This window comes from Photobacterium kasasachensis, assembly GCF_050336885.1.
GTDB classification, from domain to species: domain Bacteria; phylum Pseudomonadota; class Gammaproteobacteria; order Enterobacterales; family Vibrionaceae; genus Photobacterium; species Photobacterium kasasachensis.
Genome location: NZ_JAKJSH010000019.1, coordinates 86,783 through 103,043, shown reverse-complemented (window position 1 = coordinate 103,043; position 16,261 = coordinate 86,783). Strand labels below are relative to the sequence as shown.

Genomic DNA, 16,261 nt, shown 5'->3' with positions numbered 1-16,261 from the left:
TCCTGATTTTGGTAATATCCATACGATTAATAAAGCTAGCATGGTTTCACACTAACTTTTTCTGATAACTAAACATGTTGGGACGTTTTTCTGGATCCCAAGCCCCCGACGCTATTTTTTTAGAAAAATTCTCACAGACTTTTTGCCCGATCACACTCTTTGCTTTAGGGTAGGCGGGCATCCCGATAATGAGACAGCTATGGCAACAGAAAGAAAAGCAGACAAACATGGGCTTTTATCAGCGCCCATTCCTATCGTCCTGCGCCGGTTAACCGTTCCGATGGTATTCGGGATGGTTGCGATCTTGCTGTTTAACCTGGTCGACACCTTCTTTATCTCGCTGCTGGGCACCGAGGCACTGGCCGCGGTCAGCTTTACCTTTCCGGTCACCTTTGCCCTCAACTGTATCACCATGGGCGTCAGTGTCGGGATCTCAACCCGGGTAGGACGCCTGCTGGGCAGCGGCGACAATCACACTGCCGCCCGGTTCGCCAGCCACGGCCTGTTGTTGGCCGTACTTTTGATGATCACAGCATCCAGTATAGGCCTGCTGACCCTCGAACCCTTATTTTCGCTCATCGGTGCATCACCGGAGCTATTGCCAATCATCAAGCAATATATGGATATCTGGTATCTGGCCATTCCGTTGCTGGTCATACCGATGGCGGGCAACAGTGCCATCCGGGCCACCGGCGACGCCAAGACACCGGCCAAGATCATGATGCTGGCCGGGGTGATCAACGGTGTACTCGATCCTTTACTGATCTTTGGCTATGGTCCGTTTCCCGAACTGGGCGTAAGAGGTGCGGCGATAGCCAGCGGGATCAGCTGGGCCTTCGCCCTGATCTGCTCCCTCTATATTTTAATCAAGAGAGAAAAACTGCTGGCGATGCCGCAGCTGAGGTTGCTCGGCAGGGACTGGCAACAAATCATGCAGGTCGGCACCCCGGCGGCCCTGTCCAATGCCCTGACTCCCCTTTCCGGAGCCATATTGATGTCGCTGCTTGCCTATCAGGGCACTACCTCGGTGGCCGCCTACGGTGCCGCGATGCGAATCGAATCCCTGCTGGTGCTCGTGATGATGGCGCTGGGCTCGGCACTAATGCCGTTCATGGCCCAGAACCTAGGCGCCAACAACCCGCAGCGTGCCTTCAAGGCAATGTTTACCGCGATGCGCTTTGCCATTTTGTTCCAGCTGCTGATATTCATCATGATGGTGCCGCTCAGCTGGCCGTTATCGGCATTGTTCAGTCAGGACAGTGCCGTTCAGGAGCAACTCTGGCACTACTTGATTGTGGTTCCGATCAGCTACGGCATGCAGGCCGTGTGCATGCTGCTCATCAGCGCTCTCAACGCTATGCACAAGTCCGTCCATGCCCTGGTGTGGAACCTGCTGCGGCTGTTTGCCTTCTTGCTGCCGGCAGCATGGCTGGGCAGCTGGATGAACGGAACCGAAGGATTATTTGTCGGCATTGCCATCGCCAACTTGCTGAGCGGTATCGGAGCATACCTTTACGCGGTCAAAATGCGGCGGCACATGTACAGCAGTCTGGCCAATCCAAGCTAAAGATCACACCTTTGGGCCGACAAAAAATATGAACAGTATTAACAAAAAGGCAGCCATTCGGCTGCCTTTCTACATTCACGTTGTTGCACAATACTTGCCGTGTCTATTTAAGGCAACCGGCGATCATTGTTGTCCTTGTCTTCATCTTTACGCTCATACTCACCATCGAACACATCGCCGTCGGACGGACGCTGATTGAATGAATCCGAACGGTGATCAAACGGTCCCTGGCCGCTGAAGCCCTGACCGCCACCGAAACCGGCACTAAAGCCCGAGCCCATGTTCTGGACCTTCACCCGACTCATCAGCTGCTTGGCCAGCATTGCACGCGGTGCCGGAAGCAATACCAGCATCCCCAGTGCATCAGTCATAAAGCCCGGTGTCAGCAACAGTACCCCGGCAACAGCCAGCATCACCCCTTCGACAATTTGTTGAGCAGGCAACTCGCCTTGCTGCAGGCGGCTTTGTACCGACATAAGGGTAGCTATCCCCTGGCTCCGTACGAGCGATGCCCCGACAACCGCCGTTACCAACACCAGTGTAATCGTTGGCCATAGGCCCAGAAATCCCCCTAGCTGAACAAACAGGGCGATCTCAATAATCGGAACAACAATAAACAGAAATAGTAAAACAGGAAACACGACTCACCTCTTTGCGGTTGCGGTCTGTGATAAACGGGTATACGCGAAACGGATGAAATCATCCGGAGTCATCACCCCAGGCTCTATCTTATAATATCAGGAACAAATTGCCCTTTTTCAACCTCTGGAGTGTACCAAAAAACGCAGCCTGAACCCACGCTGACTACGCAAAACAGAACCTTCACATTTTGTCATATTTGCTCATTAATCGACATAAACAACCGGCGAGCCGTTAACACTAAATGTGATGTAGATCGTGTTTTTGTGCAAATGTTTTCAGCCAGATTAAAAAAGTGATCTGGATTATGTTTTTACCACTAAAGGGGAGTATTATCGGCTTCAGACAATAGGTGTCAGGTACGATCATCTAGCCAAAATCTCTGCGGAACGGATTCTAATCATTCAGAATTGGCTCAATAATTGAATTTCATTAGCAGATTCCACTAAGGCTACACTATGTCTCAGATGATTGATCTAGAAAAAAATGAAGCAACTCTAAACGTTGCAACCCGCATCGAAGAAGATCTTCTTGGCGATCGCCACGTCCCAGCTGACGCATACTGGGGTATTCACACTCTTCGTGCTGTTGAAAACTTCAACATTTCCAAAACGACTATTTCTGACGTACCAGAGTTTGTTCGCGGCATGGTTTTCACCAAGAAAGCCGCTGCAATGGCGAACAAAGAGCTGGGTGTTATCCCTTCTGATGTTGGCGAGTACATCGTTAAAGCGTGTGACGAGATCCTTGAAACAGGAAAGTGCATGGATCAGTTCCCGTCTGACGTCTACCAGGGCGGTGCCGGTACTTCAGTTAACATGAACGCCAACGAAGTAATTGCAAACCTTGCTCTTGAGCTAATGGGCAAAGAAAAAGGTGAGTATGACATCGTTAACCCTAACGACCACGTCAACAAGAGCCAGTCAACTAACTGTGCCTACCCAACAGGCTTCCGTGTCGCTGTATACAACAGCATCATGAACATGGTTGAAGCACTGGAGTACCTGAAAGGTGCGTTCGACGCGAAAGACAAAGAATTCGCTGACGTACTAAAAATGGGCCGTACCCAGCTGCAAGACGCAGTCCCAATGACTGTCGGTCAGGAGTTCCACGCATTCGGCGTACTGATCAAAGAAGAAATTAAAAACCTTCGCCACACCGCCCAGCTTCTACTGGAAGTTAACCTGGGTGCAACGGCAATCGGTACCGGTCTGAACGCAGCAACAGGCTACCAGGAACTCGCCGTTCAGCGTCTGGCTGAAGTCACTGGTCTGCCATGCACACCAGCAGAAGACTTGATTGAAGCAACGTCTGACTGTGGCGCATATGTTATGGTTCACGGCGCGCTTAAGCGTACAGCCGTTAAGCTATCTAAGATCTGTAACGACCTGCGTCTGCTGTCTTCAGGTCCTCGTTCAGGTCTTAACGAGCTAAACCTTCCTGAAATGCAGGCAGGTTCTTCTATCATGCCAGCGAAAGTTAACCCGGTGATCCCAGAAGTCGTTAACCAGGTTTGCTTCAAAGTGATCGGTAACGACACCACCATTACTTTCGCAGCGGAAGCCGGTCAGCTTCAGCTGAACGTAATGGAGCCAGTGATCGGCCAGGCACTGTTCGAGTCTATCGACCTGCTGAAAAATGCCTCTATCAACCTACGCGACAAGTGTATCGACGGTATCACAGTGAACAAAGAAGTATGTGAAAGCTTCGTGTTCAACTCTATCGGTATCGTAACGTACCTGAACCCGTTCATCGGCCACCACGAAGGTGACATCGTCGGTAAGATCTGTGCTGAAACAGGCAAGAGCGTCCGTGATGTTGTCCTAGAGCGTGGTCTGCTGACTGAAGCTCAGCTAGATGACATCTTCTCAGTTCAAAACCTGATGCACCCAGAATATAAAGCGAAGCGTTACAACTAATAAAACGCAAACGCGATAAAACCCGGCGGATTGTCAGGATGAGAGTCCGCCATTTTTTTGCTACAGATTCCCCCTTTTATATTTTTTAACTTTAAAGACAGGACAATCTCATGATTGGTGTAGAACTCTTTGTCGTTCTTGCGTTTATCTATTTAGGCGCACGTATCGGCGGTATTGGTATTGGTTTTGCTGGCGGTGCCGGCGTATTGGTACTTTCTCTTCTTTTGGGTGTCGATGCAGGTAATATTCCTGTAGACGTTATCCTGATCATCATGTCAGTAATTACTGCCATTGCCGCTATGCAGGTTGCCGGTGGTATGGACTGGCTGGTTGATCTTGCTGAAAAATTTCTTCGAAAAAATCCTAAGCGCATCACTTTCTATGCGCCGATGGTCACTTACTTCATGACATTGCTAGCAGGTACCGGTCATACCGCGTTCTCTACCCTGCCGGTTATTGCTGAAGTTGCCAAAGAGCAAGGCGTCCGTCCTTCTCGCCCGCTTTCTATTGCAGTTGTGGCTTCACAAATTGCAATCACCGCATCGCCTATCTCTGCAGCGGTTGTTTTCTTCTCAGGCATTCTTGAACCGCTGGGAGTAGGCTACCTAACGCTACTGGCCGTTTGTATCCCGACAACGTTCGTCGCTTGTATGGCCGGTGCGTTTGTTTCTAACTTCCTGGGCTGCGAGCTAAAAGACGATGCTATCTATAAAGACCGTCTGGCGAAGGGCCTGATCAAAATCCAGGGCGCGACCAAGCGCGAAATCCTGCCGACAGCGAAGCCTGCAACTTACATCTTTATTGCCGCTATCGTCGCTGTTGTTGCCTACGCAACCATGATTTCCAATGCTGTTGGTCTGATTGAAGACCCTGCACTTGGTCGTAACGACGCTATCATGGTATTCATGCTGACAGCAGCTATGGCTATCGTCACTATCACCAAGATTGATGCCTCTAAGATTGCCAATGCAGCAACGTTCAAGTCTGGTATGAGTGCTTGTGTGTGCGTACTGGGTGTGGCATGGCTGGGTGATACGTTTGTTTCTGGCCATATCACGGAAATCAAAGAACTGGCGGGTGAAATCCTGGAGCAGTACCCTTGGATGCTAGCCGTAACCCTGTTCTTTGCTTCTATGCTGCTTTACTCTCAGGGGGCAACGACTACTGCACTAATGCCTGCCGCACTGGCTATCGGTGTCGCACCGCTAACGGCTATCGCTTCATTCGCAGCAGTAAGTGCGCTGTTCGTACTGCCTACTTACCCAACCCTGCTTGCCGCCGTTGAGATGGATGACACCGGTTCAACCCGTATCGGTAACCTGGTATTCAACCACCCGTTCTTTATTCCGGGTGTGGTAACAATCACGACATCTGTCGCGCTGGGCTTTGCTGTTGGCGGTATCTTCCTGTAACAGCATCGACTGAAGATAAATGACAAAGGCTGCCTTCGGGTGGCCTTTTCTTTTTATCGGATTAATAAGAAAGATAAAATGAAGGATTTGTTGTCTCCGCCTCATCCCGAGGCGAAGACAGCGAACCAATACGGATTCCGGCGTATTGGTTCATCCCGGCTATATCGTCAATCCCGACGATCTACCCGGAACCATGTCTCAATTTGCTACAGATCAGGCTTAAGACAGGAAAGCCTGCCAGACAATAGTAGTGATTGAGCGAGCCAGGCGATAGAGGTAAAAGCGTTATGCAGCGATGCAAAAATGGTATGAAGTTAGACGACCTGCGCACTCTGATTGCAATTGCTCAACAAGGAAGTTTCAGAGCTGCAGCCAGTGCGCTAGATATTCCCCCGGCCACCCTTAGCAGACGGTTACAACGGCTGGAAGACACCCTGGGTAGCCAGCTGGTGATCCGTGACAGCCGCAACGTATCCCTGACGCCGTTGGGGCAGAGCTACGTTGAGCGCTGCCAGCCGCTGATTGACGAGCTCGAAACCACCACCAACGAGCTGCACGACAGCAGCCACGCCAATCCTCGCGGGGCACTTAGGATCTCGGCACCTGTCGGCCTGCTCACCTACCGGCTGATGCCGCTCTTTAACCAGTTTCTGGCCCGCTACCCGGACATCACGTTGTCGCTGACCCACCTGTCAAACCAGCATCACGACTACAGCCCGGAGCAATATGATGTCGTCTTTCGGGTCGGTCAGCAGCCGGACTCCAGTTTCGCCGCGGCCAAAATCGGCGAGTCACAGCGGATCCTGGTCGCCTCCCCCCATTACCTGACTAGCCAGGGAACCCCGACACATCCGCAGGATTTAAATCAGCACGCCCGCCTGGCCAGCGTACCAGAATTTGAGTGGGCACTTACCGACAGAAACGGTGCCGCCGATACAGAAACTTATTGGATAAACTCGCCGGTAAGAATGGCCATCGCGGATCTCAACAGCATCAAACAAGCCGCCATTGACGGGCTGGGTATCGCCTGTCTGCCGAACTATGTCGTGGCCGATGCCTGCGGGCAGGGCTTGCTGGCAACCATGATGGATAACTGGTACTCGCCACCGCGCCCGATTTATATGCTCTATCAGCGACTGGGGTATGTGCCTGCGCATGTACGCAGCTTTACCGATTTTATGCGTGACGCTTTAGGTAAGTAACCGCTTACCATCTTTTCGCTTTCATCATTTTAAAAGCCATTGTTTTTGCAGTAGATGAAACCAAACACTGAATAACACGGTCTGAGAGGGTATAGTAAAAACCCAAACTACCTCAACATGCAGTATTCACAGTGAGTTTGGGTATAAACCCCTGCAGACGAGTCTGATCTGAATGATGAAACTAAAACACTATTGCGGATTCTCCCGTTATCTTGCGCTTGTCGCGCTGGCGGGAACGCTACTGGCCAGTGTCGCCAGCCTGCCCGTCCGGGCCGAATTTTCCCTACCGGGCTTTTCAGCCAGCAGTACCAACAAGTTTGTGACGGTCGACGAGGCCTTTCCTTTCAACTTCAGCCAGCAAGGCGAGGTGGTATACCTCGACTGGCAAGTCAAGCCCGGCTATTACCTGTACCAGCATCAGCTGTCGGTCACCTCCGACAATGCCGAGCTTGGCACCGTCGAGATTCCCGCCGGTCAGCCGTACCGAGACGAGTTCTTCGGGGATGTCTTTATTTATACCGAGCCGCTGACTGTCAGCGTACCGGTGCTGAAAGCCTCCAATGACTCAGTACTGACCGTTCGCTACCAGGGCTGCGCCAAGGCCGGATTTTGCTATCCGCCGGAAATCCGTCAGGTTCCGTTATCGGCAGTAACCGCCGGGGCCGCCCCGATGCCCCCCGCTGACACAGGGGCAGACAGCAAGGTAGCAAACCGCACCAGTACGACAGATGATACCGCGCAAGTAAGCACTAACATAACTCGCAACATCCCGGCACCGGCCTCTGAGCAGGACAGGCTGGCCAGCGATTTGGCCGAGCAATGGTGGACGCCGCTGGTGTTCCTGGCTCTGGGTATCGGTCTGGCCTTTACCCCGTGCGTACTGCCGATGTATCCGATCCTGACCGGGATTGTGCTGGGGAACGGCCAGCTCAGCCATGGGCGAACCTTCCGTCTGTCATTTACCTATGTCCAGGGCATGGCACTGACCTATACCCTGCTTGGTCTGGTGGTCGCCTCGGCCGGTATGCAATTTCAGGCCGCGCTGCAGCACCCTTATGTCCTGATCGGGCTGAGTATCATGTTTGTCCTGCTGGCCCTGTCGATGTTTGGGGCCTATACCCTGCAACTGCCAAGCAGTGTCCAGACCTGGCTCAGCAACCAGAGCAACAAACAGCACGGCGGCAATACCGGGGGCGTATTTGCGATGGGAGCGATTTCCGGCTTGGTTTGCTCTCCGTGCACCACCGCCCCGCTGTCAGGCGCCCTGATTTATGTCGCCCAGAGCGGTGACTTGCTAACCGGGGCCATCGCCCTATATGCACTGGCAATCGGCATGGGGATCCCGCTGATCCTGGCGGCGATGTTCGGCAACAAACTACTGCCTAAGGCCGGCAACTGGATGAACCATGTCAAAGTCTTCTTCGGCTTTGTACTGCTGGCCGTCCCTGTCTTCCTGCTAGAGCGGATCCTGCCGCATAACCTGGTTCCTTACCTGTGGTCATTACTGGGACTGGCCGCATTCGGCTGGCTGTATCATGTCAAAAACACCCTGGCGGTATCGTGGCGCAGCAGTACCCTGGCAGTGATTGCCATTGTCGGCCTGTTCGCTTCTGCCCAGCCGCTGTACCAGTCACTAACCGGAGGCAACACACCGTCAGTCAGCCAAGAGCCGGTCACCGTTGAATTTGAGCGTGTCAGTACCGTTGACGATCTGAATCTGGCGCTGGCCGAAGCCAAGGCCCAGGGTAAACCGGTGATGCTGGATTTCTATGCCGACTGGTGTGTCGCCTGCAAGGAGTTTGAGAAATACACGTTCCATGATCCGGCCGTAGCGCCCAAGCTGCAGCAATTTATCCTGCTGCAAGCTGACGTCACCAACAGCTCACCGGCTGATATCGAGTTGTTAAAAGAGATGGATGTACTCGGCCTGCCCACACTGGATTTCTGGGATGCCAAGGGCAACCGCATCAGCAATGCACGCCTGACAGGCTTTATGGAAGCCTCACCGTTTCTCAGCCATCTGGACAACCACAAACTTCTCAACTAAATCCGTGGCACCCACGACAAAAAAGAGCACCCCTGGGTGCTCTTTTTTATTTTCCGAACCGGCTTAGTGGCTCATAGCGGGCAATGATATCAACCGGTTCGTGCCCCTTTTCTGCATCATCCGAATCATCTATATCCTCAGGTTTGTCATCGTCGCGCAGTACATTGATAGCATCATGCATGTGCTTGAAAACCTGCCTGACATTCCAGCCCGGGGTCCATTCGATAACCGAGGTCTTCACGCAGACAGGCTGCTCAAGATCCGCTTTGACCAGATTGTCACAACAACGGTGAATATGTCTCTGTATCCGCTCCGCCACAATTTCTGATCCCTCCGTATCCGTATCGGGCAACAAGACGGCAAACTCATCGCTGCCAACCCGGGCAATGAAATCCCGGGGCCGGTATACGCCGCGGCGCAGTCCCTTGGCAATACGCTTTAGCAGCACTTCATAAGCCTGATGCCCGCATGTCATGGTATAGAGCCGCAGTGGCTCTACACTCACAATCAACAGCGTCAGTTCGCTGTGGTGACGACGCGACGCCATGATCTCCCGCTCCAGCATCAACTCAAAATGCCGGCTGTTTTGCAGCCCGGTGATCGGATCGACCAGTGATACCGTGGCAAGCTCCTGACGCAGGCGCTGCTCTTCAAATTCATGAAAAACCGAGGAATGAAACCAGTGATAGAGACATTCGCGAACAACGATGACTATCGCCAGCCGGCTGATAACACTCAGAACAGTAAGTGCCTCGTGGTTGAGCTCTAAATACACCCCAGAGAACAAGAACGAGCCCAGTACAGGGCCAATGGCCAAATACATAGCCGGCGGGTAGCTAAAAAACGCCACCACCGAGAGGAAGATAAACAGATCACTGTAGACATAGAGAGTGGAGAAGTGGGAGTAATGGATCAATAGCGGAAACAAGACCGCCCAGCAGCTTCCCAGCAACCCGGCCAGTGCCAACGAGGCTATCTGCCATTTCACCTTGATCGGCATCACCTGCACCACCAGCCACAACACAAAGGCCGCCCCTCCCAGTAAGGCCAGGACGCCGCTAAATACCGACTTCACCTGACTTGTTACCGTTGGCTCTAGCCAGAACAGCTCGATAAATACCAGGCCCAACAGCAGCCCGGAGGTTACAATGATCAGTTTCCAGCCCTGTGCCTGACGCTTGAATTGTTGCTGTTCAAAGTAGTCTCGCCCTGTCGTCCATGTCTCGATGTGTCGGATCATTCCCTATTTCCAAATTAACGCTATCCCATTGAAATAAAGCGACCAATTTGACCAATACCTTAATAAGCGATCTGTCATTGCTCAACATATCGCATAAGAGCCGATCCAGTTCAGATCTTGAGTGTTAACAAATTGATCTACGCTATAAGCAGTGATAGCGTAATTAAAAACAATCAGACACGACTGCCATGGACGCTCAGTACACTATTGTTATTGCCGATGACCACCCGCTATTTCGCAATGCTCTGTTTCAGTCAGTGCATATGGCCATAAGCGGGGCCAATCTGCTGGAAGCCGATTCCCTTGATACCCTGCTCTCCCTACTTGAAAAAGAGCCGGACGTAGACCTGTTGCTGCTGGACTTGAAAATGCCCGGTGCCAACGGCATGTCGGGGCTGATCCAGCTCCGCAACCAATACCCGGATCTTCCCGTGGTGGTGATCTCCGCCAGCGAGGAAACCAATGTTATCCGCCAGGTCCGTAGCCACGGCGCATTTGGTTTTATTCCGAAATCCAGTGACATGCGGGCCCTGATAGGAGCCCTGAACCAGGTGCTGGAAGGCGACCCCTACTTCCCGGAAGGACTGGGGGAAGAAAACGAGGAAGTCAACGAACTGGCCGAGCGCATAGCCACCCTGACACCGCAGCAATACAAGGTATTGTGCATGCTCTCTGACGGCCTGCTCAACAAGCAGATTGCCTATGATCTCAATGTTTCCGAAGCCACCATCAAGGCCCATATGACGGCCATCTTCCGCAAGCTCGGAGTCAAAAACCGAACTCAGGCCGTTATTCTGCTGCAACAGATGGATCTGACCCAGTAGGGTCTTATCCGGTCTGTTTTTTTCAATATGACAGTTAGACCTTTGGCTAACTCAACATTTTCGTAACATCCGCATTTTTCTGCACTGGTCACAAAATCGCCGCATTTTCGGCGATTTTGTCATTTCTGTCTCGACTAAAGTTGCACTGTTTCCTTACCTATTCGTTGCTATTGTCATTACGTAACATTTTATTAACGTGATTTATGACGACGTGAAAGGAGATGACAATGGCGTTTGAATCCAAGGAGCAGGCCCAGGCCTACTGGAAAGAGAACCTCGCAACGATGGGCTCCCTCCTAGCCATCTGGTTCCTCGTATCTTACGGTGCAGGCATTTTGTTTGTCGATGCCCTCAACAGTATTCAGCTTGGCGGCTTCAAGCTCGGATTCTGGTTCTCGCAGCAAGGTTCCATATACACCTTTGTTGCCCTGATTTTTGTCTACGTAGTGCGTATGAATGCGCTCGATCGTAAGTTCAACGTACAAGAAGACTAAGAGGTTTAAGCATGGATATCCAAACCTGGACGTTTATTTTAGTAGGTATCACCTTTGCGCTGTATATCGGCATCGCAATCTGGGCCCGCGCCGGCTCAACCAGTGAGTTTTACGTTGCCGGCGGCGGCGTTCACCCGGTCGCCAACGGTATGGCCACCGCCGCTGACTGGATGTCGGCAGCCTCCTTCATCTCTATGGCCGGTATCATCTCTTTTGTCGGTTATGACGGCGGGGTATACCTGATGGGTTGGACCGGTGGTTATGTACTGCTTGCCCTCTGTCTGGCACCTTACCTGCGTAAGTTCGGCCAGTTCACGGTGCCAGACTTCATTGGTGAGCGTTATTACTCCAAAACTGCACGTATGGTAGCTGTCTTTTGTGCCATCTTCGTTTCTTTTACCTATGTTGCAGGCCAGATGCGTGGGGTTGGCGTGGTATTTGCCCGCTTCCTGGAAGTTGATATCAACATGGGTATCATCATCGGTATGGGTATCGTGTTCTTCTACGCGGTATTGGGCGGCATGAAAGGGATCACCTACACCCAGGTTGCCCAGTTCTGCGTGTTGATTTTCGCCTTCCTGGTACCGGCAATCTTCACCTCCATCATGATGACAGGCAACCCGCTACCACAAATCGGTATGGGCTCGACGCTAACAGGTTCGGAAACCTATGTACTGGATAAACTTGACGGGCTGACCACAGAATTAGGCTTTACTGCCTACACCGACGGCTCAAAGAGTATGGTTGACGTATTCTTTATCTGTGCCGCACTAATGGTAGGTACCGCTGGTCTGCCACACGTTATCATCCGTTTCTTCACCGTACCGCGTGTTAAGGATGCCCGTATTTCAGCTGGCTGGGCGCTACTGTTCATCTCTCTGCTATACACCACAGCACCGGCTGTTGCCGCATTTGCCCGCGTCAACATGATTGAAACTATCAATGGTCCGGATATGCAGGGTGTGGCTGCTGCAGAAGCACCGGGCTGGGTTAAGAACTGGGAAAAAACTGGCCTGGTTAACTGGGAAGATAAAAACGGCGATGGCAAGATGTTCTACTCGGGCGATGACCGCAACGAGATGAAGATCAACCGCGACATCATCGTACTGGCAAGTCCTGAGCTAGCTAACCTGCCTAACTGGGTAGTTGCCCTTCTGGCAGCAGGTGGCCTGGCTGCCGCACTATCGACAGCCGCCGGTCTGCTACTGGTTATCTCGACCTCGATTTCCCATGACTTGCTGAAGAAAGGCTTCAAGCCGAATATGACCGACAAACAGGAACTGCTCGCCGCAAGGGTGGGTGCTGCTGTCGCCATTGTCGGTGCCGGTTATCTGGGTATCAACCCACCGGGCTTTGTGGCACAGGTGGTAGCCTTCGCCTTCGGACTGGCGGCTGCGTCCTTCTTCCCTGCCATTATCCTGGGTATCTTCTACAAGAAGATGAACAAGGAAGGTGCGATTGCAGGTATGTTGGCCGGTATTGCCTTTACCGCGTCTTACATCATCTACTTCAAGTTCATCAACCCGGCGGCAAATACGCCTGACAACTGGTTCTTCGGTATCAGCCCGGAAGGTATCGGTACGCTGGGTATGTGTCTGAACTTCGTTGTCTCGATTGTTGTGAACAAGTTCACTGCCGAAGTACCGACAGAAGTACAGGATATGGTTGAGTCTATCCGTTATCCGAAAGGAGCCGGTGCCGCACACGATCACTAATACTGCCTGAAGAGTCAGTGGCTAGAGAACAAAAACGGAGCGTGATGCTCCGTTTTTTATTCGTCTTGATTCGCTGTTATTGCTATTGCTTACCAAGGGGCTACCACAGCCCTTTTTTCTTGACCTTCTGCATACTGGCAATGGTCGTTGTCAGGTCGGCCTCTTCTTCCGGCTGGGCTTTCGCCTGATCCGGTTCTCCTGTTAGAGACAGGGTTTTGATCAGTTGGCTTTGCGCCTTGATCAAGGCTTTGAGCTCCGCAATCTCACGCTTGTGGTTATTGGCGCGGATCTCTTCCGTCAGTGCCTGCTGCAACTCGGAGAAATCAGCTGTAACCACTGCATCATCAGGTGTTGTTACCTCAGGGTCCGCCGCTGCTGGGGTAGCAACTTCTGGGGCAGCAGCTTCGGAAGCGGCAGGCTCAGTAGCAACAGCCTCGTCAGCCGGAGCCGTATTCGCCGCCACCGACTCGGCCAGCTCCGAGCACAGGCTCATCAACGTCTGTCGGGTTTCGACCAGTTCCTGTTGGGTATTGTGCTGCCCCTGTAACAGGGCCTGTTCACGTTCGGCGGCCTGAAGCAACTGATGCTGATGCGCCTCGCTGGCCTGACGCTGGTACTCACTCGCTTGCTGCAGCTCGCCACGCAGGGACTGGATTTCACCCAGCAGCGGCGTCATATCAACAGCCGCTCTCAGGCTGTCCAGATCCTCGCGGGAGATCCCCGGCTCCTGGGCCGGCGCCATCGGAATCACCAGGCCGCAGGCATCAAACTGCTGCTTCAGCGTCGCCATTTTAATGGAGTCATCGCCCAGCGAATTGGCCAGCCCGGCACTGAGTGTCGGGCTCAGCAAATGCAGAAACATCCCCGACAGGTAGATGTTTTTGTGCATGTGCAGGCTGTTATGCAGATTGAGACCATCATCGGGATTATCGAGCATATCCTTACGCTCGTTGACCCACTTCTGCATAATGCCGACCGCATAGCGGTCGGACAGGGAGTTAACCGGATTTAGATAAATCGAGTAGTTAACCCGCTTTAGCTTACTACTCATCTTCTACCTCGATGAGGGTCTCACGTTCGATGTGAATATCTTCTTCTTCGGTATTGTACAGGCACAGCTCGCGTGCCAGTGCAGACTGGGCATCTTTGATCAGCACCACGCGATCGCCCAGCGTTTCATACGCGGACATGATTGCCGGGTAAACCAGCGGTGCGCCGCCGCCAACCAGGTAAACGCGGTTCGGGTTCTTGGCAAATTTCTTCGCCTCATAAGCTACCGCGTTGCCCAGCTCTTCAATCTTAATATCGATTTTATCTAAGATGCTATCGAGCTTGGATTCATCGTTCACCACATCTTTGACAAACTCCAGATCATTACGACGCTTGATCAGCTCGTTGGCCACCAGGTAGCTTGAGTCACTGTCGGCAGAAGCCAGCGCCTTGCGTGCCGCATCAGTTACCATCGACACACCAATTTCGTTGTTACCGTAGATAGCCGATACATCATCAAACTCACCGACCACAATGCCCATATCCAGCGTCGTACCACCACAGTCAACCACCAGCGAACGGGTGAATTCGTTGCAGTTGGAGTTGATCAGCGTCGACATCACGGCTGGCAGGCTCTCCGGCATCACCTCAACATCCACCACCTCGAACAGCTCACCCTTGTTCAGGCTGATCTCGCGCATCAGGTTCTGACGTTTCTTGGCAATTTTGTCTTCGTTGCGCTGGCAGTCTTCAGAGTTATAGAACTCGGTAATTGGCAGCGTAACCACCAGAATAACCGGGCAAGGTTTCAGGCCGGTCTGCAACAACGCATGGTGAACCGCCAACAGGTTCAGATCATCATACTGATAGTCAACATGCGTGGTTTCCAGCGCCTTGTCTGATGTCGCATCGTAGGTGTACTTGGTGGTACCGATAGTGTAGTTATAAACCTTCTTATCGCGTCGTAGTGCAGCACTCTTCCAATCTTTACGGAAAGAGTTTGGTGATACGATGGTCTTTAGCTGATTGTTCTCAATCCAGCTTACCTTCACATTTGTTGAACCATCATCAACCGCAATTTTAAACGCAGATACCGTCATAACTTTCACTCACAATAACTATTAATATTTAGTAACCGGCCTGGTATTGAAAGCTACCCTCGTCAATACTGGCCTGGTTCAGTCAACTAAAACAAAATCAAATAACTCACTGACAAACAATTAGTTCGTCAGCATCTCCAGACGCGAGACCGGGCGATTCGCCTCGGCATAATCTCGTGCCTTATTTACAGCCTTGCCTTCATTACCATGTGGCAGCCCCTTACCAAACAGCAGGGCCAACTGCTCATCGGCTTCACTGGTAAGGACCATCATTTCAATCCGGCGGTTTTTCCCGCTTCGGGTATCCTTTTCGTATACCGGCATCCGTTCAGCCATCGCGGCAACCTGCAGCACATTGTCGGCAGGCAAGCCGGAATCCACCAGCACTTCACGGGCCTTCAGGGCTCGCGCGCCTGACAGGTCCCAGTTGCTGTAATCTCTGCGCTGGAACTGGGTACTGTCAGTGTGACCACTGATCACCAGTCGGTTCTGGATCTGTCCCAGTACCGGCGCGATATTAAATAGCATGTCTTCAAAAAACGGCGTGATCTGAATGCTGCCACGCTCAAACATGAAGTGATCATCATCGTCCTGGATCAGGATTCGCAGCCCCTGCGGCACAATTTCCAGCACGATATTGTTTGATGCCGACAGCTCTTCGGCAATGATCTCCAGCGCCTTTGCCAGCACCTTTAGTTCAGGGATTGACAAGTTCTTGCCTGCCAGTGCCGAGTTCAGCTTGCGATCCCGGCCGCCTTGCTGCTCGTTGTCCGATGATGGTGCAAACATCGACTTACCGAAACGCTCCGTCCCTGGTGTCACCTCACTCATTGGCTTCTCGAATGGCGACATGTTGCCGTCAAAGTCAATCGGAAACGGGCTGTTGGTGATCTCGAAAATATTGTCGAATACGGTCGCTGTCTGAAGGCGCTTTTCAATTTCTATCCGCTCTTCCTGGGTGGTGATCCCCATCAGCCATAGCACCATGAAAAAAGCCATCATCGCGACCGCAAAATCAGCAAACGCCACTTTCCAGGCGCCGCCATGATGCTCGTCGTGATGACCGCGGGCTTTTTTCTTTACAACAATAATATGGTGGTCTTTGCTCATGG

Annotated in this window: 13 protein-coding genes; 8 read left to right on the top strand and 5 right to left on the bottom strand. The window is 52.2% G+C overall.

The window, feature by feature from the left end; all coding sequences use genetic code 11:
- The first annotated feature begins 199 nt into the window (after window positions 1-199).
- Window positions 200-1,567: an MATE family efflux transporter gene (locus L4D19_RS23295; RefSeq protein ID WP_428454448.1), complete on the top strand. Its 1,368-nt coding sequence runs from the start codon at window positions 200-202 to the stop codon at window positions 1,565-1,567.
- A 107-nt stretch (window positions 1,568-1,674) separates the two neighbouring features.
- On the opposite strand, the gene L4D19_RS23290 is transcribed toward L4D19_RS23295, so the two are convergent.
- Entirely contained in the window at window positions 1,675-2,208 is a 534-nt protein-coding gene (locus L4D19_RS23290) for an FxsA family protein (RefSeq protein WP_428454447.1), read from the bottom strand.
- Window positions 2,209-2,664: 456 nt separating this feature from the next.
- On the opposite strand from L4D19_RS23290, the gene aspA reads away from it, so the two are divergent.
- From aspA to L4D19_RS23270, 4 genes are all read left to right on the top strand, one after another.
- Complete coding sequence (gene aspA, locus L4D19_RS23285) at window positions 2,665-4,125, top strand: aspartate ammonia-lyase (RefSeq protein WP_083652199.1); 1,461 nt, start codon at window positions 2,665-2,667, stop codon at window positions 4,123-4,125.
- 110 nt (window positions 4,126-4,235) lie between these two features.
- On the top strand, window positions 4,236-5,537 hold the full coding sequence (locus L4D19_RS23280; RefSeq protein WP_075768205.1) for an anaerobic C4-dicarboxylate transporter: 1,302 nt from the start codon (window positions 4,236-4,238) through the stop codon (window positions 5,535-5,537).
- Between the two features lie 308 nt (window positions 5,538-5,845).
- Entirely contained in the window at window positions 5,846-6,739 is an 894-nt protein-coding gene (locus tag L4D19_RS23275; protein ID WP_428454446.1) for a LysR family transcriptional regulator, read from the top strand.
- 172 nt (window positions 6,740-6,911) lie between these two features.
- Complete coding sequence (locus L4D19_RS23270; protein WP_428454445.1) at window positions 6,912-8,786, top strand: protein-disulfide reductase DsbD; 1,875 nt, start codon at window positions 6,912-6,914, stop codon at window positions 8,784-8,786.
- 46 nt (window positions 8,787-8,832) lie between these two features.
- Here the strand turns inward: L4D19_RS23270 and L4D19_RS23265 are convergent, their stop codons facing one another.
- Window positions 8,833-10,026 carry a GGDEF domain-containing protein gene (locus tag L4D19_RS23265; RefSeq protein ID WP_428454444.1) on the bottom strand — a complete coding sequence of 398 codons (1,194 nt, stop codon included), beginning with the start codon at window positions 10,024-10,026 and terminating at the stop codon, window positions 8,833-8,835.
- Between the two features lie 188 nt (window positions 10,027-10,214).
- On the opposite strand from L4D19_RS23265, the gene L4D19_RS23260 reads away from it, so the two are divergent.
- From L4D19_RS23260 to L4D19_RS23250, 3 genes are all read left to right on the top strand, one after another.
- On the top strand, window positions 10,215-10,850 hold the full coding sequence (locus tag L4D19_RS23260) for a response regulator transcription factor (RefSeq protein WP_428454443.1): 636 nt from the start codon (window positions 10,215-10,217) through the stop codon (window positions 10,848-10,850).
- Window positions 10,851-11,077: 227 nt separating this feature from the next.
- A complete protein-coding gene (locus L4D19_RS23255; protein ID WP_075768208.1) occupies window positions 11,078-11,344 on the top strand; it encodes a DUF4212 domain-containing protein in 267 nt (88 codons plus the stop codon).
- An 11-nt stretch (window positions 11,345-11,355) separates the two neighbouring features.
- Window positions 11,356-13,059, top strand: coding sequence for a sodium:solute symporter family protein (locus L4D19_RS23250; RefSeq protein ID WP_075768209.1), 1,704 nt, complete (start codon window positions 11,356-11,358; stop codon window positions 13,057-13,059).
- Window positions 13,060-13,159: 100 nt separating this feature from the next.
- On the opposite strand, the gene L4D19_RS23245 is transcribed toward L4D19_RS23250, so the two are convergent.
- The 3 genes from L4D19_RS23245 to L4D19_RS23235 all read right to left on the bottom strand — a co-directional run bounded on the left by L4D19_RS23245 (window position 13,160) and on the right by L4D19_RS23235 (window position 16,259).
- Window positions 13,160-14,110 carry a hypothetical protein gene (locus tag L4D19_RS23245; RefSeq protein ID WP_428454442.1) on the bottom strand — a complete coding sequence of 317 codons (951 nt, stop codon included), beginning with the start codon at window positions 14,108-14,110 and terminating at the stop codon, window positions 13,160-13,162.
- Window positions 14,103-15,149, bottom strand: coding sequence for a plasmid segregation protein ParM domain-containing protein (gene parM / locus L4D19_RS23240; protein WP_160656322.1), 1,047 nt, complete (start codon window positions 15,147-15,149; stop codon window positions 14,103-14,105). Before parM ends, L4D19_RS23245 begins: the two co-directional genes overlap by 8 nt.
- A 120-nt stretch (window positions 15,150-15,269) precedes the next feature.
- A complete protein-coding gene (locus tag L4D19_RS23235) occupies window positions 15,270-16,259 on the bottom strand; it encodes a flagellar motor protein MotB (RefSeq protein ID WP_428454441.1) in 990 nt (329 codons plus the stop codon).
- Between the last annotated feature and the right edge of the window lie 2 nt (window positions 16,260-16,261).

Excerpts from the sequence above, each read along its gene's own strand:
- L4D19_RS23260 (WP_428454443.1), top strand. The coding sequence starts at position 10,215 with ATGGACGCTCAGTACACTATTGTTATTGCCGATGACCACCCGCTATTT.
- L4D19_RS23250 (WP_075768209.1), top strand. The coding sequence starts at position 11,356 with ATGGATATCCAAACCTGGACGTTTATTTTAGTAGGTATCACCTTTGCG.
- L4D19_RS23280 (WP_075768205.1), top strand. The coding sequence starts at position 4,236 with ATGATTGGTGTAGAACTCTTTGTCGTTCTTGCGTTTATCTATTTAGGC.
- L4D19_RS23265 (WP_428454444.1), bottom strand. The coding sequence starts at position 10,026 with ATGATCCGACACATCGAGACATGGACGACAGGGCGAGACTACTTTGAA.
- parM (WP_160656322.1), bottom strand. The coding sequence starts at position 15,149 with ATGACGGTATCTGCGTTTAAAATTGCGGTTGATGATGGTTCAACAAAT.
- L4D19_RS23245 (WP_428454442.1), bottom strand. The coding sequence starts at position 14,110 with ATGAGTAGTAAGCTAAAGCGGGTTAACTACTCGATTTATCTAAATCCG.
- L4D19_RS23270 (WP_428454445.1), top strand. The coding sequence starts at position 6,912 with ATGATGAAACTAAAACACTATTGCGGATTCTCCCGTTATCTTGCGCTT.
- L4D19_RS23275 (WP_428454446.1), top strand. The coding sequence starts at position 5,846 with ATGAAGTTAGACGACCTGCGCACTCTGATTGCAATTGCTCAACAAGGA.
- L4D19_RS23255 (WP_075768208.1), top strand. The coding sequence starts at position 11,078 with ATGGCGTTTGAATCCAAGGAGCAGGCCCAGGCCTACTGGAAAGAGAAC.
- L4D19_RS23295 (WP_428454448.1), top strand. The coding sequence starts at position 200 with ATGGCAACAGAAAGAAAAGCAGACAAACATGGGCTTTTATCAGCGCCC.
- L4D19_RS23235 (WP_428454441.1), bottom strand. The coding sequence starts at position 16,259 with ATGAGCAAAGACCACCATATTATTGTTGTAAAGAAAAAAGCCCGCGGT.
- aspA (WP_083652199.1), top strand. The coding sequence starts at position 2,665 with ATGTCTCAGATGATTGATCTAGAAAAAAATGAAGCAACTCTAAACGTT.